The organism is Mycobacterium sp. IS-1556 (genome assembly GCF_001499985.1).
In the GTDB taxonomy this organism is placed as follows: domain Bacteria; phylum Actinomycetota; class Actinomycetes; order Mycobacteriales; family Mycobacteriaceae; genus Mycobacterium.
This window is the reverse complement of record NZ_LQIM01000012.1, coordinates 513,519-536,926: the sequence shown is the minus strand read 5'-3', so window position 1 is coordinate 536,926 and position 23,408 is coordinate 513,519. Positions and strand designations below refer to the sequence as shown.

Annotated in this window: 20 protein-coding genes and 1 pseudogene; 15 read left to right on the top strand and 6 right to left on the bottom strand. The window is 65.9% G+C overall.

Annotated elements, in window-relative coordinates:
• Positions 1 to 117: 117 nt before the first annotated feature.
• Positions 118 to 1,044 carry an SDR family NAD(P)-dependent oxidoreductase gene (locus AU187_RS12035; protein ID WP_059166754.1) on the bottom strand — a complete coding sequence of 309 codons (927 nt, stop codon included), beginning with the start codon at positions 1,042 to 1,044 and terminating at the stop codon, positions 118 to 120.
• Between the two features lie 28 nt (positions 1,045 to 1,072).
• Between AU187_RS12035 and AU187_RS12030 the strand changes: the two genes are divergently transcribed.
• From AU187_RS12030 to AU187_RS11990, 9 genes and pseudogenes are all read left to right on the top strand, one after another.
• On the top strand, positions 1,073 to 2,803 hold the full coding sequence (locus AU187_RS12030) for a VWA domain-containing protein (protein ID WP_082691813.1): 1,731 nt from the start codon (positions 1,073 to 1,075) through the stop codon (positions 2,801 to 2,803).
• Between the two features lie 71 nt (positions 2,804 to 2,874).
• Complete coding sequence (locus tag AU187_RS12025) at positions 2,875 to 3,693, top strand: CbbQ/NirQ/NorQ/GpvN family protein (protein WP_059166752.1); 819 nt, start codon at positions 2,875 to 2,877, stop codon at positions 3,691 to 3,693.
• A gap of 87 nt (positions 3,694 to 3,780) precedes the next feature.
• Complete coding sequence (locus AU187_RS12020; RefSeq protein ID WP_059166751.1) at positions 3,781 to 4,893, top strand: ABC transporter substrate-binding protein; 1,113 nt, start codon at positions 3,781 to 3,783, stop codon at positions 4,891 to 4,893.
• A 6-nt stretch (positions 4,894 to 4,899) separates the two neighbouring features.
• Positions 4,900 to 6,033: a spirocyclase AveC family protein gene (locus AU187_RS12015; protein WP_059166750.1), complete on the top strand. Its 1,134-nt coding sequence runs from the start codon at positions 4,900 to 4,902 to the stop codon at positions 6,031 to 6,033.
• Positions 6,026 to 6,916, top strand: a complete 891-nt coding sequence (locus tag AU187_RS12010; protein ID WP_059166749.1) for an SDR family oxidoreductase — start codon at positions 6,026 to 6,028, stop codon at positions 6,914 to 6,916. Before AU187_RS12015 ends, AU187_RS12010 begins: the two co-directional genes overlap by 8 nt.
• A 28-nt stretch (positions 6,917 to 6,944) precedes the next feature.
• Entirely contained in the window at positions 6,945 to 8,393 is a 1,449-nt protein-coding gene (locus tag AU187_RS12005) for an aldehyde dehydrogenase family protein (protein WP_059166748.1), read from the top strand.
• Positions 8,394 to 8,434: 41 nt separating this feature from the next.
• Positions 8,435 to 9,643: pseudogene (locus AU187_RS12000) on the top strand (cytochrome P450); the annotation flags it as partial.
• Positions 9,644 to 9,738: 95 nt separating this feature from the next.
• On the top strand, positions 9,739 to 11,007 hold the full coding sequence (locus AU187_RS11995) for a cytochrome P450 (RefSeq protein ID WP_059166747.1): 1,269 nt from the start codon (positions 9,739 to 9,741) through the stop codon (positions 11,005 to 11,007).
• A 22-nt stretch (positions 11,008 to 11,029) separates the two neighbouring features.
• The gene (locus AU187_RS11990) at positions 11,030 to 11,908 is read left to right on the top strand and encodes a mycofactocin-coupled SDR family oxidoreductase (protein ID WP_059100108.1); all 879 of its coding nucleotides are present in this window, start codon (positions 11,030 to 11,032) and stop codon (positions 11,906 to 11,908) included.
• A gap of 12 nt (positions 11,909 to 11,920) precedes the next feature.
• On the opposite strand, the gene AU187_RS11985 is transcribed toward AU187_RS11990, so the two are convergent.
• Positions 11,921 to 12,583 carry a TetR/AcrR family transcriptional regulator gene (locus tag AU187_RS11985; protein WP_059166746.1) on the bottom strand — a complete coding sequence of 221 codons (663 nt, stop codon included), beginning with the start codon at positions 12,581 to 12,583 and terminating at the stop codon, positions 11,921 to 11,923.
• Between the two features lie 192 nt (positions 12,584 to 12,775).
• Between AU187_RS11985 and AU187_RS11980 the strand changes: the two genes are divergently transcribed.
• The 6 genes from AU187_RS11980 (at position 12,776) to AU187_RS11955 (ending at position 17,228) form a co-directional block, all read left to right on the top strand.
• Positions 12,776 to 13,561 (top strand): spirocyclase AveC family protein, encoded by a 786-nt coding sequence (locus AU187_RS11980; RefSeq protein ID WP_059099664.1) that lies wholly within the window; start codon positions 12,776 to 12,778, stop codon positions 13,559 to 13,561.
• 121 nt (positions 13,562 to 13,682) lie between these two features.
• Complete coding sequence (locus tag AU187_RS11975) at positions 13,683 to 13,976, top strand: hypothetical protein (protein ID WP_502687748.1); 294 nt, start codon at positions 13,683 to 13,685, stop codon at positions 13,974 to 13,976.
• A gap of 42 nt (positions 13,977 to 14,018) precedes the next feature.
• Positions 14,019 to 14,363 (top strand): heme-binding protein, encoded by a 345-nt coding sequence (locus AU187_RS11970; RefSeq protein WP_059166745.1) that lies wholly within the window; start codon positions 14,019 to 14,021, stop codon positions 14,361 to 14,363.
• 64 nt (positions 14,364 to 14,427) lie between these two features.
• Positions 14,428 to 15,168 (top strand): HAD-IIA family hydrolase, encoded by a 741-nt coding sequence (locus AU187_RS11965; protein ID WP_502687754.1) that lies wholly within the window; start codon positions 14,428 to 14,430, stop codon positions 15,166 to 15,168.
• Positions 15,169 to 15,204: 36 nt separating this feature from the next.
• Positions 15,205 to 16,425, top strand: coding sequence for a CoA transferase (locus tag AU187_RS11960; protein ID WP_059166744.1), 1,221 nt, complete (start codon positions 15,205 to 15,207; stop codon positions 16,423 to 16,425).
• Complete coding sequence (locus AU187_RS11955; RefSeq protein WP_059166743.1) at positions 16,422 to 17,228, top strand: acyl-CoA thioesterase; 807 nt, start codon at positions 16,422 to 16,424, stop codon at positions 17,226 to 17,228. Before AU187_RS11960 ends, AU187_RS11955 begins: the two co-directional genes overlap by 4 nt.
• Here AU187_RS11955 and AU187_RS11950 read toward each other — a convergent pair.
• From AU187_RS11950 to AU187_RS11935, 4 genes are read right to left on the bottom strand one after another with little or no spacing between them, the layout of a single operon-like run.
• Positions 17,206 to 19,695 carry an AMP-binding protein gene (locus AU187_RS11950; RefSeq protein ID WP_059166742.1) on the bottom strand — a complete coding sequence of 830 codons (2,490 nt, stop codon included), beginning with the start codon at positions 19,693 to 19,695 and terminating at the stop codon, positions 17,206 to 17,208. The genes AU187_RS11955 and AU187_RS11950 overlap by 23 nt on opposite strands.
• Complete coding sequence (locus AU187_RS11945) at positions 19,692 to 20,741, bottom strand: ABC transporter ATP-binding protein (RefSeq protein ID WP_059166741.1); 1,050 nt, start codon at positions 20,739 to 20,741, stop codon at positions 19,692 to 19,694. The genes AU187_RS11950 and AU187_RS11945 overlap by 4 nt, the downstream gene beginning before the upstream one ends.
• Complete coding sequence (locus tag AU187_RS11940) at positions 20,738 to 22,318, bottom strand: ABC transporter permease (protein WP_059166740.1); 1,581 nt, start codon at positions 22,316 to 22,318, stop codon at positions 20,738 to 20,740. Before AU187_RS11940 ends, AU187_RS11945 begins: the two co-directional genes overlap by 4 nt.
• Positions 22,319 to 23,335, bottom strand: a complete 1,017-nt coding sequence (locus tag AU187_RS11935) for an iron ABC transporter substrate-binding protein (protein WP_059166739.1) — start codon at positions 23,333 to 23,335, stop codon at positions 22,319 to 22,321. It abuts the gene before it with no gap.
• Positions 23,336 to 23,408 lie beyond the last annotated feature (73 nt).

The following is a 23,408-nucleotide window of genomic DNA, read 5'->3' as shown; positions in this document are numbered from 1 at the left end:
CGCTACCAGAAGTTCGGCCGACGCCCAGCCGTGTGCATAGTAAAAGCCCCGGTAGATCGGTTGCGCAGGGTTGTCGACCTGGTTCTCGCCGATCGCCCAGATCAGACGGAACAAAGGTTAGGTAATGTTAAGGCGCCGGGTGACCGCGAAGACTTCGTCGTAGATCGATCCGGGGATGGTGAACGGCTCCGTTGCGGCCACTTGCGCAAAATGCTCGGCGATGTCGTCGGCCGTCGGATAGGTGTCCCGCGGTGCCAGCCAACCATCGCTCAACCCGACGAACACCCGGGCGAACCGGCCCGCACATGCCGAGAAATTCTGGTGGCCGAAGTCGCATGCCCGGCTGGCGAGGAACACCACGATGGGCGCTACCAGTTCGGGCCGGATGGCCGCGAAGAACCCGTTGTCCTCAAGGGCTTTCGGATCGCCGAGCGTTTCGGTGACCATCCGCGAGAGGCCGAAGGGCAACACGGTGTTCGCCCGGATCCCATGTGGTTCGCCTTCGAGCGCGATCACGTTGGCCAGGCCCACGATCCCGGCCTTGGCTGCGGCGTAGTGCGCTTCCAGGTGCTGCCCGAACAGGCCCGCCGACGACGCGATGAACACGAACCGGCCGTAGCCCTGCGCCTTCATCTTCCGGTAGGCGGGCTGGGCGAGGTAGAAGCCGCCATCGAGATGGACCCGCAGCATGCGCCGCCAGTCATGGGGTGTCAGTTCGTCGAACGGGATGGCGTTGAAGATTCCGGCATTGCTGATCACCGCATCGAGCCGGCCGAACGATTCCACGGCAGTACGCACGATCGCTTCGCCGCCTTCTGCGCTGTCCACCGAGTCGTGTGACGCGACGGCCGCCCCGCCCTCAGCCGTGATTTCGTCGACGACCTGATCCGCGACCGTGTTGTCCTCGCCCTCACCGGCCATGGTGCCGCCCACATCGTTGACCACGACTGACGCTCCGCGCCTTGCTAGCTCGAGCGCGTAGACGCGGCCGAGGCCACGGCCTGCGCCGGTCACCACGGCGACCTGGCCGTCGAAGTCGATCAATCGATCCTCCGGTCATTGACTGGCGGTGATGCCGGACTCTACGGTGGAACAGATATTTGGTCAAGAAGGGTGTGGCGTGGAACAGGCAGCGGCAACGGCCGACGGCGGCCCGCATCGGCTCGCGCTGCTGGCGTCCGCACTGGCCGGCCGCACCGTCGCGGTCGCCGATGGCGAACGCGGCGAACGCGCTTGGACCGACGGCGTCACGATCTTCCTCGACGGTGCGGCGAGCCCTTCCGAACAACTCGAATCGGTGGCAGTTCAGGCCTGCCTTCTGGCGGGCGGCAGCCTCGAACCGGCTCTGGTGCGCAAGCTTGTTCGACGCACAGCCCTGGCGCGGAGGTATCTCGCGTTCGAGGCCCAGCGCGCCCTGTCGGCCAACGACGAACTGCTGCCGCGGTCCGTGCGCCGGCTGATCGACTTCGAGACCGCGACACGCTCCGACTCTCCGGAGGCGTCGCTGGCCCTTGCGGCAGAGGACACCGGAATCGCCGATCCGCCCATAAGTTTTGGTGCCATCAAGGCACGCAGGCTGTTGGCCACGCCGGCGTCTCATGCCGAGGCGCACACCGCGCACGTGCCCCGCAAAGAGGCGCGCAAGGAGCTGGCCGAACTCGACGAGGCCGCCGAAGACGGTCAGGACGTGATGGATCCGTTCTCCAGTCCGGTCGGCGGAGGCGGAGTAGCGGGAAAGTTGTTGCAGCGCATGATGAGCCGTGTCCGCCAGCTCAGTGGCGGCGGCCCACCGGGTGCGGACACGCCGACCCACCGGTCGGCGAAGGGCATACGTGGCTCGGGCGCGGTGACCTCGGTGGCGGCCGCGTTGTCGGATTCCGTGGACGCCGGAGACAACGGGACTGGCGGGCACAGCTATCCCGAATGGGACGTACGCCGTAAGCGATATCGGCGTGACTGGTGCACCGTGCACGAGATCGAACCACTCGCCGACGGCCTCAAAGCCCTACCGCGCCCCGACGTGCACGCACTGCGGCGGCCGTTGACCCGGTTGGGAATCGGGCTCGACAGATGTCACCGCCAGGCGCAGGGCGACGACATCGACGTCGACGCGGCGGTCGAGGCCAGGGTCGAATTGCTGGCCGGCTCAGCCCCTGACGAGGCCGTCTACGTCGACAGCCTGCGCCGCCGTCGTGATCTCGCCGTACTCGTCCTGCTCGACGTGTCTGGTTCTGCAGGCGAAGCCGGTACGTTCGGCGAGAACATTCACGAGCAACAGCGGGCAGCCGCGGCCGCGCTGACCATCGCGCTGCACGAACTCGGCGACCGCGTCGCGCTCTACGCATTCCGGTCGCAGGGCCGTGCTTCGGTGAATCTGATGCCGGTCAAGGGATTTGACGACCCGATGAACGCACGGGTGATGCAGCGACTGCAGGGCTTAGAGCCGGGAGCGTATTCCAGGCTGGGCGCGGCGATCCGCCACGGCACCTCGGTGATCGCCGACAAGGCGGGCACCAAACGCCGCCTGCTCGTCGTGCTGTCCGACGGACTGGCCTACGACCACGGATACGAACGGGTGTACGGCGCCGCCGACGCACGTCGTGCGCTTGCCGAAGCGCGGCGGCAGGGCATCGGTTGTCTGTGCCTGACCATCGGCGCGGCCACCGACACAGGCGAGCTTCGCAAGGTTTTCGGCAGCGCCGCACACGCGTCGATTCCCAAACCGAGACAACTCGCGGAGGTGATCGGACCATTGTTCCGCGCGGCGTTGCGCACCGCTGATCTCCGCCGGCGGGCCGCGTGACCGTGCGCCCGCCTTGAACCAAACTTCTGTTCCGCGCTACATTGCCTGCGAAGCGTCGCGAGGAGGAAACGATGCCGGTGAATCCCACACCGAGTCCGGCCAGGCCGTACTACGTGCCCGTCGCGAACGAGGAACAGGTCTTCAAGGCCGCGTACCACCAGGGGCTGTCCGTCGTATTGAAGGGCCCCACAGGTTGCGGTAAGACCCGGTTCGTCGAGGCGATGGCCCACGATCTGGATCGGCCCCTCGTCACCGTCGCGTGCCACGACGACCTGACCACCGCGGACCTCGTGGGCCGCTTCCTGTTGCGTGGCGGTGAGACCGAATGGGTGGACGGCCCGCTGACGCATGCGGTTCGCGAAGGTGCGATCTGTTACCTCGACGAAGTGGTGGAAGCTCGGCAGGACACCACGGTCGTGCTCCATCCGCTGGCCGATCACCGCCGCCAGCTCCCGATCGAGCGGTTGGGTGTCACCTTGGCCGCCGCTCCGGGCTTCTGCCTGGTGGTTTCGTACAACCCCGGATATCAGAGCGTGCTCAAAGACCTCAAGGACTCGACGCGCCAGCGGATGGTCGCCATCGAGTTCGGCTTTCCCGCGCCTGACGTCGAGGAGAAGATCCTCGCCACCGAGGCCGGTATCGACCACGAACGCGCGGCGGAACTGGTACGACTCGGTCAGGCGATCCGACGGTTGGAAACCGGGGGATTGCGGGAAGTGGCCTCCACGCGCGTGCTGATCGCTGCGGGCCGGCTGATCGCGGCCGGACTGAGCCCGCATGATGCCGCGCGGGCCGCGATAGCGGGGCCGCTGACCGACGATTCAACTGTGGCGCGCGGACTTGTCGAGATGATCGACGTCTACCTCGGCGAACAGTCCGAAGCTCGGTGATTGACGCTGAGGCGCTGCCTCGATAGTGTCTGAACAAATTTTAGGTTTCATCTCGGCACCGCGGAGCTGCACGCCAACGGAGGTTGCATGTCGTACGAGAGCAGCGCAGAGCCGATCAAGTTCGGCTACCTGATGGACTTCAAACTCCCGGACCTGTATCCGCAGGAGATGAAGGAGGATCTGTCGAACCCCTTCGAGCTGATCTTCGGAGAAGCCGTCGAAGAGGGCGTGATCGACCGGCCGATCCAGATCATCTACAGGGAAGTCGAAGGACTGCCGAAGGGGTCGGTCAAGGCGGTCATCGACGCATACGGCGAGCTCGTCGACGAGGGATGTCTCGCAGTCTTCGGCCCACACATCACAGACAACTGTGTTCCGACGCGGGAGGCGATCGAGGAGCGGTTCAAGGTGCCGGCGCTCAGCGTGACGGGCAGCGACGCGTGGCTCGGCGAGTGGACCTTCTCGTTCCCGCAGGGGTCGCTGACCGACGAACCGATCTTCTGGGCGGATCTGCTCGCCAAGGGCGGGCACGTCGAGGTCGGTGTCCTCATGGAACAGTCGCTGGTCGGCGAGACGTATGTGAAGAACTTCCGAAAAGCATGTCGCGGTAAGGGCATTCGCATCGTCGCCGAAGCCGCGATCGCGCAGACCGCGCAGGATGTGTCCGAGGCGGTGCGGACGCTTCACGAGGCCAAAGCTCAGGCCATCGTGCACGCCGGATTCGGCTTCGGCATCGTCTTCGTCAATCCCGCACTTGAGGAACTCGGTTGGGATCCGCCGCGGTTCACAAGCACCGCGTTCCAGAACGCGTGGATCAACCCGATCATGTGGAACGCGTTCATGGGCTGGACCGGTGTCGACCAGTACGACGAGGGAAACCCAGTCGGCCAGCGCTTCCTCGACAAGTACCAACTGAAGTTCGGTCGCCGCCCCGAATATTGCGTGCCGGTGGTGAACTGCGATGTCGCGACCGCGTTGCTTCGCGCCTGCGCCGACGCTCATCCGTTGAGTCCCCGAGGGGTGAAAGAAGCGCTGGAGCGGGTGAAGATGATGCCCGCCGCGGCGGGGGCGCCCGGCACCCGGGTGTCATTCGGCAACTGGACACGACGCGCATGGATGGGCGCCGGCTACCTCGTCGCCCGTCGACTCGACGCCGACGGCGTCAACTCCCATCTCGTCGATCGATTCGGTGAGGAGTGATCGTCGATGGCAACGCAGGAAGCAACGCCGGCGCCGGAAAGACCTGCCGCTGAAGAGAAACGCGGCTCGTGGCAGGCGGCGGTGTGGATCGCCGTCGCCCTCGTACTGCTTGTCCTGATCGCGGTCAACGCGCGCCAAGGCGCGGTGTCACCCCGGATTCGCAACCCCGCCGTCGAAGGGGCGCCGCGCCCGGTCGAGCCCCTTTTCGGCTATGACAACTGGCTCGACCTGTTCCAGATCTTCACGATCATCTCGATGTCGATCATCATCGTCGTGTACGTGGTGGCTTGGCGCCGTTACGGCGCCCACCCCGTGCTGCTGATGGGCATCGTCACGACGTTGATCGTCTGGCAGGACCCGATCATGAACTGGTCGCCGTTCGCGGTGTACAACCCTGAGTTGTGGCACTGGCCCGAAGACTGGCCGCTGGTGTCGATCTCGCCGACGGTGGAACCGTTCCTGGTGATCGGCTACATCATGTTCTATCTCGGGCCGTACTTCCCGGCCAACTGGATCCTTCGCAGGCTGCAGGCCAAGCGACCGCCGACGGCGTTCGTCTGGCGTCATCCGTTGATCAGCATGGCGTTGCTGATCCTGCCGATCGGGTTCCTGATCGACATGATGCTCGAGGTCACCTTGGTGCGGACCGGCTTCTACATCTACTCCCAGGTGATTCCGTTCGGTTCGATATTCGTCGGCGAGACATACCAGTTCCCGCTCATCTGGGAATCGGTGATGGTCACGTTCGTGATGATCCCGGCCGGCGTGCTGCTCTACCGCGACGACACGGGCCGCACCGTCGCCGAGAAGTTGGCGCAGCGCGCGCGGATTTTTGTCGGTCGGCCGGCACTGGGCATGTTCGTGGTGATGTTCGTGATCATCAACCTTGCGTACTTCGCCTACGGCACCGGCTTTGCGATCATCAAATGGACCAGGACCGCAACCTCAGTGGCCTGCCCGTGGCCGTACCCGGAAGCCAAAGTGTATGACCCACAGGGCTTCTACGAGGAGAACGGACATCCGGGCCCATACTCGGTGGGCATCTGGTCGACGTGGATGAGTATGCAACCCGACGGCAGGCCCGATGTCGAGTTGGGGTCCAAGAGTGACCGCTGCGCACCGGATGCCCCCAATGGCTGAACCGCGCAGCGTCGTCATCACCGGCGCGTCGAGGGGTCTTGGCTTCGCGTCGGCGACGCACCTCTACCGGCAGGGGTGGCGTGTCGTCGCCGCAATGCGATCGGCCGACACCGGCATCAAGGCGCTTCGCGAGGCGACCGGCGCAGGTGAGGACGATCCCCGGCTGGTCTGTGTTCCGGTGGACCTCACCGTGCCGGCATCGATCACCGCGGCCGCGGCGGACATCCAGGAAGCCGTCGGAGCGCCGTACGCTTTGGTGCACAACGCGGGGATTTCCGCGGCGGGCATGGTCGAGGAGACGCCGCCCGACCTGTGGCAGCGGATGTTCGCGACCAACATCTTCGGGCCCGTGCTGTTGACCAAGGAGCTGCTGCCGTCGATGCGGGCGGCCGGGGCCGGACGAATCGTGCTGGTGTCCAGTCAGGGCGGCGTGCGCGGAATGCCCGCGACTGCACCGTATTCCGCGGTCAAGGGCGCCCTCGAGAGGTGGGGCGAGTCGATGGCGGGAGAGGTGGCACCGTTCGGCATCGGTGTGACGATCATCGTCACGGGCACCTACGACACCGAGATCATCACCGACGCGGGCACCACCGACTGTCGTGACCTCGACGGCCCGTACGCCCGTCACCATCAGACCATGGACAAGCGGGGCCGCGCCGCGATGCGGATGGCCGCCCGGTCTCCGGACAAGTTCGCCGCGGGCCTGGCGAAGGCGCTCGACAGCAGGAAACCGTTCGTCAAGACGGCAGTCGGGCCTGACGCACGAATGCTACTGATCGCCAACCGAATACTCCCTTCGGCCGGGTTACATCAGATGACCCGGCTGATGATGGGCATCCCGCGGTTCGGCGCACTACGGCCAGGAGGCAGCACCGGTGGCTGACACACCAGCAGTCCGTTTCGAAACGAAGATGATGATCGACGGCAAGCTCGTCGATGGACGCGCGGGCACCTTCACCAACATCAACCCCGCGACTGAGGAAGTGCTCGGCGAAGTGGCCGACGCGTCGAAGGCCGATATGCACCGCGCGATCGACGCGGCCCGACGTGCGTTCGACGAGACGGACTGGGCCAGCAATCATGCGTTCCGGCAACGGTGCCTGCTGCAATTGCAGGAGGCGCTGGAAGCCGAACGGGAGGAGTTGCGCGAGGAGCTCATTCTCGAGGTCGGGTGCCCACGAGCCATCACCCACGGTCCTGCGCTGGACGCACCGCTTTCGGACGCGCTGAGATACCCCGCCAAGCTGATCGACGAGTACCCGTGGGAAACCTCGCTCGGCGACGCCGTCGTGTCGGTCACCGGAGTCAACACCACCCGCAAGGTATGGCGCGAGCCCGTCGGTGTCGTCGGGGCGATCGTGCCGTGGAACTTCCCGTTCGAGGTGACCATCCAGAAGATCGGCCAGGCGTTGGGAACAGGGTGCACCGTCGTTCTCAAGCCGGCACCGAACACGCCGTACAACGCCACCCGGCTGGGCCGGCTGATCGCCGAGAACACCGACATCCCAGCGGGTGTCGTCAACGTCGTCACCGCTTCGGATCATTTCGTCGGTGAGGAACTCACGCTGTCGCCGAAGGTCGACCTGATCTCGTTCACCGGATCGACGGTGGTCGGACAGCGGATCATGGAAAAGGGCGCCGCGACGATGAAGCGCCTGTTCCTCGAACTCGGCGGCAAGTCCGCGACCATCGTTCTGGAGGACGCTGATTTCGCGTTCGGCTGCATGATGGGCATCGCCCCGTGTATGCACGCCGGCCAGGGGTGTGCCAACCCGACCCGTTTGCTTCTCCCGCGGAGCCGATACGACGAGGGCGTCGAGATCCTCAGAGGCATCTACGAAGGTGTCGCGGCCGGCGATCCACAGGATCCGGCGACCCTGTGCGGCCCCGTCATCTCCGACAAACAACGCAGCCGTATACGGGGCTACATCCAGAAGGGGATCGACGAAGGGGCGACCCTGCTGGTCGGCGGCGCCGAGGCTCCCGAGGGCATGGAGAAGGGATTCTTCGTCAAGCCAACGCTTTTCGTCGATATCGACAATTCGATGACCATCGCTCAGGAGGAAATTTTCGGGCCCGTGCTATCGGTGATCCCGTACGACGACGAGGACGATGCGGTGCGCATCGCCAACGACAGCCCGTACGGTCTGGCCGGCAACGTCATGGCGGGCACTGTGGACCGGGCGCTTTCCGTGGCGAAGCGGCTACGCGCAGGTTTCATCGGTTTGAACGGCACAGCCGGATACGGCGCCGACACCCCATTCGGCGGATACAAGGCGAGCGGCGTCGGCCGGCAGAACGGCGTCGCTGGATTCGACCAGTACACCGAGATCAAGTCCGTCGCTTACCCCGCCTGCTGACGAGCGCTCGCGCGAGGAACCAAGGCCCGAAGGAGGATTTCGTGCAACAGCTATTCGATGACCTCGAGGACTTCGGGGAGTTCGACGACTTCGTGTCCGGCGATGTCCGCGACCCGTACACCGAACTCGCGAGGCTGCGCCGGGAAGAGCCGATCCAGAAGATCGAGATCCCCGGGATCCCGGGGCAAGAGGGCAAGCCCATCGTCATGGTGTACCGCTATGAAGAGGCCCAGCAGATGCTTCGGGACAACGAGACGTTCTCGTCCTCCATCATCATTCAGGCGTTCGGCGACGTTTTCGGCAAGTTTGTGATGCTCGGCATGGACGAACCCGAACACGGCAGGCACCGAGCGCTGGTGGCAAAAGCGTTCTCCCAGAAGGCGTTGGCCCGCTGGGAAGACCAGCTGGTCACCGCGATCGGCAACGCGCTGATCGACCGCTTCGCGGACCGGGGCAGCGCGGACCTGGTCAAGGAATTCACCTTCCCGTATCCGACGCTGATCATCGCCGGCCTGCTCGGCCTTCCCCAGAAGGACTACGCGCAGTTCCAGAAGTGGTCGATCTCGCTGCTGTCGTTCACCGTGAATCCCGAACGTGGCCGCGAAGCCTCGCAAGCGCTGGCAGAGTACTTCGCCCCGATCCTCGCCGCGCGCCGCGAGGACCCGCGCGACGACCTGATCAGCGGGCTGGCGGCCGCGGAGATCGACGGCGAGAAACTCAGCGACGAGGAGATCTTCTCGTTCCTACGCCTGCTGCTGCCCGCCGGTGTCGAGACGACCTATCGGTCACTGGGTAACCTCCTGTTCGCCCTGCTGTCCAACCCCGATCAGCTCGAGGCCGTCCGCAACGATCGCTCACTGATTCCGCAGGCGATCGAAGAAGGCGTCCGGTGGGAGCCTCCGCTGATCATGATCACCCGGGTGGCAAACCGCGACACCGAACTGGGCGGCGTACAGATTCCCGAAGGGTCGTCGGTCATGCCGGTGCTCGGCGCCGCGAACCGGCAGGAGGAACGCTTCCCCGATCCCGACCGGTTCGACATCTTTCGGGAGGCGAAGGCCAACATCGGCTGGGGCCACGGCGTTCACGTCTGCCTCGGCATGCATTTGGCCCGGCTCGAGATGCGCGTGGCGCTGAACCTGCTGTTCGATCGCCTGCCGAATCTGCGATTGGACCCCGACGCCGAAGACCCGTACATCCGCGGTCAGGCGTTCCGCTCGCCGACGTCCGTTCCGGTTGTTTTCGACCCGGCCGGCCGAGCCGGCGATTCGACACCGGCCGGCCGAGCCGGCGATTCGACACCGGCCGGCCGAGCCGGCGATTCGACACCGGTGAGGAGCACTTCGTGACCGACTTCGAGACGGTGGACTTCTTCACCGACGAATCACTTGTGCCCGACCCGTACCCCTACTTCGACCACCTGCGGTCGAAATGTCCGGTGGCCAGGACCACCCCGTTCAATGTGCTGGCCGTCACCGGCTATGACGAGGCCCTGGCTGTCTACCGAGACCCGTCGTTCTCGTCGTGCGTGTCGGTCGCCGGGCCGTTCTCCGGTATGCCCTTCGGGCCTGGCGAGACCGACGACGTCACGGAGCTGATCGAGAAGCATCGCGACGCCGTTCCGATGGCCGAACACATCACGTCACAGGATCCACCGCTGCACACCCGAACTCGCGGCTTGCTGAACAAGCTGATCACCCCGAAGCGCCTCAAGGAGAACGAGGACTTCATGTGGCGGCTGGCCGATCGGCAACTGGACACGTTCATCGAGAAGGGCGGCTGTGAGTTCCTCGGCGATTACGCAAAGCCGTTCTCCCTGCTGGTCATCGCCGACCTGCTCGGTGTGCCCCCGGAGGACCACGACGAGTTCAAGGCGGTGTTCGCGCTCGAGACCGTCGGTGAGTTGGGCAAGGAAGCGCCCACGTCCCACAATCCGCTGCAGTGGCTCAACGAGAAGTTCTACGCCTACATCGAAGACCGCAGACGCTCACCGCGCGAGGACGTGCTGACCGAACTCGCACAGGCCAGGCACGAAGACGGGTCGACACCCGACATCGAGGATGTCATGAATCTGTCGACCTTTCTGTTCGCTGCAGGCACCGAGACAACGACGAAGCTGGTCAGCTCGGCGGTCCGATTCATCGGCGACAACGATGGATTCGAGACGGAACTACGTGACGACCGCAGCAAGATTCCGGCCTTCCTGGAAGAGACGCTGCGGATGGAAAGCCCGGTGAAGTCGCACTTCCGGATGGCGCGCACGACGACGAAGGTCGGCGATGTCGAGGTGCCTGCGGGGACGACGGTCATGCTGCTGCCGGGGGCCTGCAACCGAGATGAACGGAAGTTCCCCGAGCCCAATACTTTCCGAGCCGACCGCGCCAATGTGCGCGAGCAGATCGCGTTCATCCGGGGGGTGCACAGCTGCCCCGGGGCGCCGCTGGCTCGCGCCGAAGGACGGATCTCGTTGAACAGGATCCTCGACCGGATGAGCGATATCACGATCTCCGCCGAGCACCACGGACCCCCGGGAAACCGCAGGTACACCTACGAGCCGACGTTCATCATGCGTGGCCTCAGCGAACTGCACATCACCTTCACACCGATCGCCTGAACTGGGCGAAAAGGAGCGCGAAATGGCTGGAAAGCTCGACGGCAAGGTGGCTTTCATCACGGGTGCGGCGCGTGGTCAAGGCCGCGCGCACGCGATCGCGATGGCGAAGGAGGGCGCCGACATCATCGCGGTCGACATCTGCCGCGACATTCCGTCCAACCCATACCCGTTGGCGACACCGGAGGATCTCGCCGAGACGGAACGCTCGGTGAAGGGGACAGGAAGACGCGTGGTGGCCCGGGTCGCCGACGTTCGTGAGCGCCACGAACTGCGCGATGCCGTCGAGGCAGGCGTCGCCGACCTCGGCAAGATTGACATCGTCGTGGCGAATGCGGGCATTCTGCCGATGGCCATGGGAAATCCGGATCCCATGGGGTTCGTCGACGCGTCCGATGTCGATCTGGTGGGCGTGATGAACACGGTTGCGGTGGCCATCCCGCATCTACCCGACGGTGCATCGATCATCGTGACGGGATCCACGGCGGGCATGATCCGCGGCACCACCACAAGCCCGGACATGGGGCCCGGCGGTGCCGGTTACGGGTGGAGCAAGCGCGTCGTGATCGAGTACGTCGAGGAGATGAGTCTGCACCTGGCGCCGAGGATGATCCGCGTCAACGCCATCCATCCGACGAACTGCAACACACATCTGCTTCAGAACGAAGGCATGTACGGAGTCTTCCGGCCCGACCTCATCGCCGAAGGCAAGAAGCCGACGCGTGAGGAGGCCGAACCGCTGTTCTCGATCTTCCAGGCCATGCCGATTCCGTATATCGAACCGGAAGACATGGCGAATCTCGGCGTGTTCCTCGCCAGTGACGACAGCCGTTACATAACCGGTCAGCAGATCCGCGTCGACGCGGGGTCACTTCTGAAGTGGCCCAACGGTCCCGGCGGTTAGGCGGAGCGAAAGCTACGGTCGGTGCAGGAAGCCGTGCAGGATCGCCTGGACGAGTTCGTCGACGATCGCCTCCCGCGCCGGCGGCTTGGTCCCGAAGAACGTCGACCGCAACGCCACCATCCCGACGATCATCGCCACGGTCGAGTGCGCCGGCAGATCCGGTTGACCCGAGTGCAGTCCGCGAAGGTGCATACCCTCTGCGCTGATCTGGCCGAGCAAGGCGAGCGCTCGCCTGATGTCGGCGATGCCGGCACTCTCGATCTCCTCCTCACTGAGGCCGTCGGATGCGACGAGGGTGAGCAAGAGACCCTTGTGGTCGACGAGAACGTCGTAGAGGCGCCCGACGAACTGCCGGGACAGTTCCTCTTCGTCGGTCGCCTCGGGATCGACGGCCTGCCACGTCTTGCCGAAGTCGGCGACGAAGTCGGTGAAGGGCAGCACGAGCGCTTCGCGGAACAGGCCGGCCTTGGAACCGAAGTGGCGGAACAGAAGATACTCGGTCACGCCGGCGGCCTCGGCGATCTCACGGGTCGTCGTGGCCCGGTAGTCCCGGCGAGCGAACAGTTCACGGGCGGCGTCGAGCAGGAGCCGGCGCGCCTCGCCACGGGGCCGGCGTACGGCCGCCGACGACGCGGCTGACCGGGCCGACTTTTTGGGCGAACCTCGCTGGGGCATCGGTGATCACGATAGCGGTCCTTGACCTCGCCACTGTAATAGTGTGCACTATTACCAGTCGTACGGAAGGGGTGTGGCCGTGGGCCAACTCATCATGCTCGGAACGCTGTTCGGGTTGATCGTCCTGATCTTCGGCTTGGTCTTCTACTTCGATCCCGAAGCGCGCGGCGCCGCGGGCGACGATCGCGACCGATGAACACCGAGCTGACGCCGCTACTGGCAGCGGCGAACGCTTTCGGCTGGCTCAGCGGCATCGGGTTCACCGTCGCTGGAATCTATCTGAGCGTTCGCCGTGGCCGACTGCACCCGTTACTGCTGCTGTGCATTTCGGCGATTTCGTTCTCATGGATCGAGGCGCCCTACGACTGGGCGATGTACGCGCAGTTCCCACCCGCGCTTCCCCGCATGCCGTCCTGGTGGCCGTTGAACATGACCTGGGGTGGACTGCCGTCGTCGGTCCCGCTGGGCTACATCGGTTATTTCTGCATTCCAGCCGTCGTCGGTGCCGCGCTCGGCCGACGGCTGAGCGCGCGGTTCCGATGGCGCGCGCCGATCACGCTGCTGATCGTCGGCTTCGCGGTGGGGTTCTGCTGGGCGTTACTGTTCAATGCCGGCCTCGGCGCCCGGCTCGGCGTCTTCTACTACGCCTACGTGATTCCCGGGCTCGGACTGTTCGAGGGGACTCTGCACCAGTACCCGATCTATGACGCCATCGCGATGGGCATTCAGATGATGGTGTTCACCTACCTGCTCGGCCGCACGGATTCGCAGGGGCGAAATGTGATCGAGATGTTCGCCGACAAGGTGTCGAAGACGCGGGTCCAAGCCGCGGTCGTCTCCATCGTTTCCGTCATCGTCGTCGGAAACGTCCTCTACGGCGCTGTTTTCGCACCACACCTTCTGACGAAACAGTTGGGTTACGTGACCTCGGGACCTGACGTGCAGTTGTTCCCCGGTGTGCCGAACCAACCCAGATAGGCTGTTGTCACGCTACTTTCGGAAGGGTAACCCCAACTTGCTCGAATAGCCGGAAAACGAAAAGCGGCGGCCGTATCCTCCCGGCATACGAAGATTTTCGGTCGGTCGAGGAGGGGCACGCGTGAACCTCAATCCGCTCCGTTCGGTCGTGTTGGCGCTGTCGGCGGTGATGCCGGCCGCCGTCGTGGTGGGTTCACCTACGGCGGCGGCGGACTGCACGGACGCAGGCGCCGCCACGGTCTGTGCACAGGGGTCGGTTCGTGGCGGAGGCCCCGATGCACCGCAAGCCGGACCGGTCTATCCGGGATACTGTGCAGACCCCTGGTATTGCAGCGATGACTGGGGGATCGACATCGTCATCGATCGTCCGGATCGACCCGACCGCCCCGGCGGTGATGGCCGCGGACCGCGTTGAGCTTCAAGCAGTCTCGTCGACTATCCGAGTGAGGAGTCCCATATGTTGACCCGAAAGGCAATTGGCGCAACCCTGACCGCCGGCGCGATGTTCTTCGGCACCGCGGCCACCGCCGCCGCCGATCCGCCGAACTGCACGGCCGCCGATCTCGCCGGCGTCATGGCCGGCGTGTCGGCGGGGACATCGTCGTATCTGTTCACGCATCCGGACGTCAACGCGTTCTTCACCGGACTCAAAGGCAAGCCGCGGGAGCAGATGACGGCGGAGATCCACGCGTACATGGACGCGAACCCGCGGGTCCGCGACGAACTGCGGGCCGTTCGGCAGGCCGCAGCCGACTTCCGCGATCGCTGCAACGTGGCCATGCCCGACCTGCCGATGCGCTAACGATCGAGCGCGGAGCTGACACACTGGGGGTGTGCGCGACACCCCGAAGTGCTGGCTCACCGACATGGACGGTGTGCTCGTCCGTGAGGAGCATGCGCTGCCCGGCGCGGCCGAGTTCCTGCAGCGACTCGTCGACCGGCAGCGGCCCTTTCTGGTGCTCACCAACAACTCGATCTTCACACCGCGGGACCTGTCGGCGCGGCTGCGGCGCAGCGGCCTGACCGTGCCCGTGGAGTCGATCTGGACATCGGCGCTGGCGACGTCGGCGTTTCTCAACGACCAGCTACCGGGCGGATCGGCCTACGTCATCGGTGAGGCCGGGCTGACCACGGCCCTGCACGAGGCGGGTTACACGCTGACCGACATCGACCCCGACTTCGTCGTGCTCGGCGAAACCCGCACCTACTCTTTCGAGGCGATCACCAAGGCGGTGCGGCTGATTCTCGGGGGCGCCCGGTTCATCGCGACGAACCCCGATGTGACCGGACCGTCGGCCGAGGGGCCGCTTCCGGCCACCGGTTCGGTCGCCGCGATGATCACCAGGGCGACGGGGCGCGAGCCCTATTTCGTCGGCAAGCCGAACCCGATGATGTTCCGCAGCGCGCTCAACCGCATCGAGGCACATTCGGAAAGCACGGTGATGGTGGGCGACCGGATGGACACCGACGTGGTTGCGGGTATCGAGGCCGGCCTGGAGACCATCCTGGTGCTGACCGGGTCGACGACCGTCGAGGAGGTGGAGCGGTATCCGTTCCGGCCCAGCCGGGTCCTGCCGTCCATCGCCGACGCCATCGAACTGGTGTGATCGCCGCCGGTCGAGCCCTTGCTTACACTGTGCCCGATGACCGACACACCCGAGGCGACGCGGCCACTGGACGGCGTGCGCATCGTCGAGATCTCCAGCTTCGTCGCGGTTCCGCTCGCCGGGATGACATTGGCCCAACTCGGGGCGGAGGTGACGCGCGTCGACCCGATCGGCGGGGCCGCCGACTACCGCCGCTGGCCGGTCACCGACGGCGGCGAGAGCATCTACTGGGCAGGCTTGAACAAGGGCAAGCGATCGGTGGCCGCCGACGTACGCTCCGAAGAGGGCCAGGCCCTGGTCCAACGGTTGATCGCGGGCAGTGGTGTGCTGATCACCAATGTAGCTGGGCGCCAGTGGCATTCGTATGACACCCTGAGCAGGCTGCGGGCCGATCTGATACACGTGGAGGTTTCCGGGCGCGCTGACGGTGGCACCGGGGTCGACTATACGGTCAACGCGGGCATCGGTTTTCCGATGGTGACCGGTCCGTCCGAACTCGGCGCACCCGTCAACCACGTGCTGCCCGCCTGGGATGTCGCATGCGGAATCTACACGGCGCTGGCCGTCGTAACCGCCCTGCGGCAACGCGATGCGACGGGTCAAGGCCAGCGAATCAGTATTCCGCTCGAGAACGTGGCTCTGGCCACGGCGGGCAACCTCGGCTTCCTCACCGAGGTGATGATCAACGGCACCGCGCGTGAGCGCATCGGCAACTCGGTGTACGGCCAGTACGGTCAGGACTTCCTCAGCAGCGACGGCGTCTCGTTCATGATCGTCGCGCTCACCGGCAGGCACTTCCGCGACCTCGCCGAGCTCACCGGGACATCGAAAGCCGTTGCCGCGCTGGCTGAGACGCTCGGCGCCGACTTCACCGACGAAGGACAGCGATTCGAGCACCGGGAGGCGTTGACGGGGTTGTTCGGCGAGTGGTTCGGCATGCACACCGCCGAGGAGGTCACCGCGGCGCTGTCGGCCACGTCGGTGTTGTGGGAGCGGTACCGCACCTTCGCCGAGGCGGCCACCGAGGACAAGGTCACTGCCAACCCGTTGTTCACCTCGCTGGATCAACCGCGGATCGGCACTTATCTTGCGCCGGGCCTGCCGATGTCGATCGGCGGACGTTACCCTCCCGCCACCGCGTCACCCGCGCTGGGCGACGACACCGTCGGCGTGCTCAACGACTGGCTGGGCATGTCCGCCGACGAGGTCGACCGCTTGGTGCGGGCCGGCACCGTGGCGACCGGACGTGTCGAGTGAGCGCCCTGCTCACCCTGCTGAACCTGCGGGCCGGTTCCGAAACCGATTCCTGGATCGGGCCGGCCAGCGGCCCGCCGGAAAAGCGGGCCTACGGCGGGCAGTTCGTCGCGCAAAGCCTCGCTGCGGCATGCCGCACCGTCGACACCGGCCGGTTGCCCACCAACATGCACCTGCAGTTCCTGCGTGGGGGTGAGGCCGGCGAGGCCGTGGAGTACCGCGTCACAAGGGTTTTCGACGGCCGCACGTCGTCGGCCCGCAGAATCGAATCCCATCAGCAGGGCAGGATGTTGACGACGGCCACCGTGTCGTTCGCATTGCCTGCCCGCGGACCGGAACATGGTCAGCGGCCCGCGGCGCCGTACGATCCTGATTCTCTGCCGAAGACCGGCCCCGCCGGTCCGGCGCCGTCGATGCCGCTCGAGGAACTCGACATCAGAATCGCCGACGACACGTCGACCGGCGAGTTCGTCCGCCGGCTGTGGTGGCGCGCGACCGTGCCGCTTCCCGACGACTCGTTGATGCACACCCTGGTCGCGGTGTACGTCTGCGACGTCTACATGATCGACCCCGCACTGCAGGTTCATGGTCACTCGATGCAGGCGCGGACACACCGCAGCGGCACAACGGATTCATCGATCTGGTTTCACCGGCCGGTGTACGCCGATCAGTGGAACCTGCTCGAATCGACCTCGCCCGCCGCAGCGCGGGGACGAGGCGTGGTGACCGCCAGCCTGATTCGATCAGACGGCGTCGTCGCCGCCACCCTTGCGCAGGAAGGCCTTATCGCCGAACGGCAACCCTGATCGAGCCGGGCGAACCGCTGCGTACGCGGCGTCGCAGCATCGCCAACAGGTGTGTGAGCAGGATCCCGACGGCGAGTGATGCGGCCATCCCGATCGCGGGGTAGCCCTCAAACAGCGCGTACACCTGATAGTGCACCAGGTAGGTGTAGAGCGACGCTTCGGCGAGGACGCCGGCTACGACGGTCAACGCGGCTGGACATCGGATCGTCGGCAGCCAAATCATCAGCGCGAGACCGCCGAACACCAGCAGCTCGCGCGTCATGCTGTCGAAATAGCCCTGCAGCGCGACCGCCAGCACCACCGTCAGCAGCGCACGCGCAGCGGCCGTGGTGGCTTTCGAAGCCGCCCACCCGATCGCGAAGAACCAGAATGCGAGCATGGTGAACCATGCCTCGCGGCCCATGTCGAGCCCGAGCACGTCGTAGCGCACCGCCAAGCCGAGCGTCAGGAACACGACCGCGACGGCGAACGGCCGTTGTCGCTCAACGCGATCCATCGCTGGAACCCAGAACAGCAGCGCCAGCGCCACCAGCGTCCACACCAGCACCTCGACGAACCACAGCCGGCCCGCGGTCATGCTGTCGTGCGGACCCAGGATCTTGTTGGCCAACAGCAGGTTGGTCCAGGCGTAGTCGTCGGTCATCATCAGCGCGAGAACGACCCACAGCGCCGACGGCACCGCGATCCAGCCGATGGTGTTGCGCAGATGGCGAACCCGGTCCGTGCGCGGCAATGACGTCAGGCAGAATCGGCCGAAGTTGTACCCCGCGATACCGAGCAGCAGATGAGCGCCGCCCCACAGCTCGAACAATCCAGCGTGCGAGCCGACGATCAGTACGATCGCGGCGGCGCGCAACGCGACGCTGGTTTCCAACGTCGCGGTCCACAACCGCCGCCGTCGTCTTTCCGGCTTCGCGACCGACTCGAGTTCCCGGATCGGCCGCTGTTGCCACTGGGCGGGCAGCTGACCGAGCGTGCGCTCCAACCGCACCGACATCGCGACGTAGGTCAACGAGTTGCCGCCCAGGTCGACAAAGCTCGCGCCCGGGTCGATGTCGGCCGGGTCCAATTGCAGGACGTCGGCGAACAGTTCGCGTAGGTTCGCCGGGGCACGTTCGTCAAGCTCGCGCGCGGTGTCGCGGACCGCGGAATAGTCCGGCTTGCCCGATGGCAGCAGCGGCAGTTCGTCGACGGTGACGGCGCGCACCGCCGAGGCCGGCACACCGGCGGCTTCGGCTGCGATGTGCTGGGCGTCGTGTCCGGCGACCGCGCCCGTCGCCGCGACGACCAGCCGGTCGTCGTCGTTGGTGCAGAATGCGGTGATTCCCTTGGCGCTCAGCGCGGACTCGACCCGCTGCAGATCGATGCGTAGGCCGTACATCTTGACGAAGCGGCTGGTGCGCCCGACGATCTCGTACAGCCCATCGGAGGTCTGACGGGCCAGGTCGCCAGTGCGCAGCGACTCCACGGTCTTGCCGAGCGCGAGGTCGGCCGGTCCGTGGGCGTAGCCCATCATGACGTTGGGCCCGCGGTACACCAGTTCCCCGACCGCTGCGTCGGATCCATTCGCGAGGGGTTCGATGCTGAACGATCCGCCGGGTATCGGGTTACCGATCGCCTCGGGGCGTGACAGCGCGAGTTCCGGTGGGAGGTAGGCCATCCGCGCGGTGGCTTCGGTCGCCCCGTACATGACGAACAGTTGCCAGCCGCCGTCGCGGGCCCGTTCGGCGAATCGACGGATACGCTCGGGCGGCATCCGCCCGCCGGCTTGCGTGACGTAGCGCAGATCGGGCAGGTCCACTGTCTCGAACGAGATCCGTTCGAGCAGTTCGAATGTGTAGGGCACGCCGGCGAACGAGGTTCCGCGGTGTCGGCGGAACAACTGCCAGAACCGCTCGTCGGTGACCGAGTGGTCGGTGAGGACGAGGCTGGCGCCAGAAATCAAATGGCTGTTGATGACCGACAGTCCGTAGCAGTACGACATCGGCAATGTCGTTGCGGCGACGTCAGACTCGCCGATGCCGAGGTAGCCGGAGATGGCGAGCGCATTGGAGATCAGGTTGGTGCGCGAAAGCCTCACCAGCTTGGGTGAGCCGGTGCTGCCCGACGTCGACATCAGCATGGCCAGGTCGTCGTGCAATCGGTGCGTGCCCTCTGCGCGGCGGTGGTGGACGACACCGTTGGCGACGACCGAGTCGAAGGCGTAGGTCTGCAGTACGGTGTCGTGGTCGCGGCCGGCGGGGACAGGCAGCACGACATGGCGATGAGCCAGGGCGCCGAGATACTGCACGAGCGTGAAAGCGTCGTTGCGGGCCTCGAGCAGAATCAGCCGACGGCGGTCGCCGAAATTCGCCGCAGCAGCCTGCACCCGGTCGGCCAGTTCGGCATAGGACAACGTCTGCGAATCGGTGTAGACGGCGACGGTTTCGCCGTACCTTCGCAAGTGGTCGATGAGGTGTTCGGTCACAGCGCGACTCCGCTGCCGATGACCTCGATGTGCACCTTCGCGTCGACAGGGGGCGGATCGAGGCTGTGCTGGCGCACGATGAACGGGTCCGCGTCCCCGGCGGGGTCGACGGTCAGCAGCACGTCGTGGCCGAGGAACTCGACGGCCAGGACGGTACCGACTCCTTGGAGCCGTTCGGTGTCCGAAACCACCGTTGCGACAAGTTGTTCGGGTCGTAACAGCAGGGTTGCGGGGCCGGCCGTACGGGACTCGCTGCCGTGCACGGGAATGCGCCCGAGCGCACAATCGGCGACGCCGTCACTGATGGTGCAGGGCAGGGAGATGCAGTCGCCGAGAAAGGCGGCGGTGAAATGGTCGTTGGGCTCGCGGTATACCTGCTGTGGCGGACCGACCTGGGTGAACCTCCCGTCGCGCATCACCGCGACCTGGTCGGCGATGGACAGCGCCTCCTCCTGGTCGTGGGTGACCAGCAGCGTGGTGACACCGGCGTCGGTGAGCAGGCCCGCGACGGCCTTTCGGGTGGATGCGCGTAAGCCGGTGTCGAGCGCGGTGAACGGTTCGTCGAGCAACATCACCACCGGTTTGCGGGCCAGCGCCCGGGCCAGGGCGACGCGCTGCTGCTGTCCTCCCGACAGCTGATCGGGTCGGCGCGCGGCGTGGGAGGGGTCGAGCGAAACCGTTTCGAGCAGTTCGGCCACCCGGTTGCGAACGTCGGGGCGGCGTAGCGAACCGGTCAGGCCGTATGCGATGTTCTGGCCGACCGTCAGGTGGGGAAACAGTGCGCCGTCCTGGGCGACATAGCCGACCGCACGGCGGTGCGGCGCCACCGCGGCCGCGGGGCTGGCCACCTGCCGCCCGGCGATGGTGACCGTGCCTGCGTCGGGATTCTCGAAGCCGGCGATCAACCGCAGCAGCGTGGTCTTGCCGCAGCCGGATGCTCCGACGACTGCGGTGACGGTGCCCTCGTGCAGATCGAGGTCGATGTGGTCCAGCACGGTGTGGCCGTGAAACGACTTGGCGAGTCCCCGGGTTTGAAGGATGCTCACAGCGCCGCCGCCTTCGTCGACTGCCGGTACAGCAGCAGCGTGACCGGAATCGCGAGAACCACCAACGCGAGCGCGTACGGCGCGGCCGCGGCGTAGTCGAGTTCACTGGAGAACGACCAGAACAACATCGACAACGTGCGGGTGCCGGTCGGCGCGAGCAGCAGCGTCGCGGTCAACTCCGTTGCCACGGCGACGAATACCAGCGACGCGCCGGCCGCCGCCGCGGGCGCCGTCAAGCGCAGCGTCACCCGGAAGAACGTCGCGGTCGGTGATCTACCCAGTGACCGGGACGCCTCCTCGAGGCTCGTGGGTACCTGAGCGAGGCCGGCGCGGACGTTGACCAGCGCGCGGGGCATGAACAGCAGGACATAGGCGAACACGATCAGCGCCACGCTCTGATAGAGCGGACGGGCGAAGTGGATGGTCACGGTCACCAGCGCGAGCGCGGTGACGATGCCCGGCAGAGAACTGGTGACGTAGTTGGCACCCTCGACGGCGCGCGCGAGGAAACCGCTGGAGCGCACCGCCACCCACGCGATCGGGAACGCGAGGATGGTCGTCAGGACCGCGGCAGCGGTCGCCAACCCGATGGTCTGTCCGAGTGCGGTCACGATGTCGTCGACGATCCACACCTCGGCACCGCCGAGCCACAACCAGCGCAGGATGGTCCACACCGGAACGCCGATGGCGAGCACAGTCACCGCCAGCAACACTGCGAGCGCTGGAATTCTGCTGTGGCGCAGGTGGACCGGCATCGCTGCGCGTGGTGCGCCAGACCCGATCCGGGCGAGACGGGCGCCGCCTCGGGCCGCGGCCTCGGCGGTGAGCAACACCAGACACAGCAGGACGAGCACGCCGGCGAGCATGCTGCCTGCCGCGCCGTCGAAGGTGGCCTGGAACTGCTGGAAGATCGCGACGGTGAACGTGTCGAAGCGCACCATCGCGAATGCGCCGAACTCCGCGAGCAGGTGCACACCGACCAGCAGTGCACCACCCAGGATCGCCAACCGTAACTGCGGTAACACGACTCGCAAGAACACCCCGATCGAGGCGGATCCCAATGTCCGCGCCGATTCCTCGAGGGCCGGGTCGAGCCTGCGCAATGTCGCCGCGGCCGGCAGGTACATGAACGGGAAGTAGGACAACGTGGTGACCAGCACCCCGGCCCACAATCCGTGCAGCGACGGTATGACCGAAACCCACGCGTAGCTGTTGACGAACGCCGGAATGGCAAGCGGTGCAACGAACAACGGTCGCCACAACGCCCTGCCGGGCACATCTGTGCGCTCCACCAGCCAGGCGACCCCGACGCCGATCACCACGCACAGCGGAACGGTGATGCAAACCAGGGCGATCGTGTTGACGAGCAGTTCGCCGACGTGCGGACGCACGATCAGCTCGTAGGCTCGTGTCCACCCGACCGAAACTGCCGCCGACGCTACGTATCCCAGCGGAATGAAGGTCGCCGCAACCAGAACGGCGACGGTGACCGACACAAGGGGACCGGGGCGGGTCGCCTTACCGGACCGCGTGACCGGGGCCGCGGGAGGTGGAACGGGCGGGGCGGCGGCGACCACCTACAGCAAGCCAGCCTTCGTCATCAGGTCGGTCACCTTCTGCGCATCCAGCTTCGACGGATCGACATCGGGTGCCTGCAATGTATTCAGCGGCGGCAGAGCGGGGTTCGCCGGCACACCGCTGCCCACGGGGTATTCGAACGAGGTGCCTTTTTCGAGCACCTCCTGGCCCGCTTTGCCGGTGATGAACCGGATGAACTGCTGGGCCTGGTCCATCTTGTCGCTCGAGGCCAGCACCCCGCCTCCGGACAGGCTCACGAACGCGCCGGGATCTTCGTTCTTGAAGTAGTGCAGCGCGGTGTTGCCGCTCATCTCTTTGGTTTTGGCCTGATCGCGGAACCAGTAGTAGTGGTAGATCACACCGCCGTCGACCTCGCCGGCGTTGACCGCCTTGAGAGTGGCGATGTTGTCGTTGTACAGCTTGGCGTTGGCTTTCATCGCGGCCAGCCACTGCGCCGTCGCGGGCTCGCCCTGCAACTGAAGCAGCGCCGAGACGATCGCCTGGAAGTCCGCCTTGGTGGGCGGTGCACCCCAACGGTCCTTCCATTCGGGCCGCTGCAGGTCCAGCAGCGACTTCGCCAGTTGATCGGGCTGCAACCTGTCCGTGTTGTAGACGAATACAGTGCTGCGCGCGGCCACCCCGGTCCACTTGCCGGTCGGCGGACGGTACTGCGGCGGAACCTGATTGAGGGCCTCGGGCTCGAGGTCGGCGAACAACCCGGCACGCTCGACGGCCGCCATCGCCGGGGAGTTCTCGGTCAAGAACACGTCGGCCGGCGATGCTTTCCCTTCGGCCACAAGCTGATTGCCGAGTTCGGTGTCACCGCCCTGCCGGTAGGTGACCTTGATTCCGGTTTCCTCGGTGAACGCGTCGATCCATTCCTTGGTCAACGACTCGTGCTGGGCGTTGTAGACCAGCAGTTCGTCGCTGTCACCCGAATCCGAGCACGAGCCGGCGGCGGCCGCCACGGCGAGGGCCGACAAGACGGCGGCGATCCGCCTCCACTGTGGTCGCATCCGGGGGATCCTTTCGCCGTTCGCGCAGGTCAGCCCGCACTTGAGGGTTACCTAATGAACATACCGGTTCTGC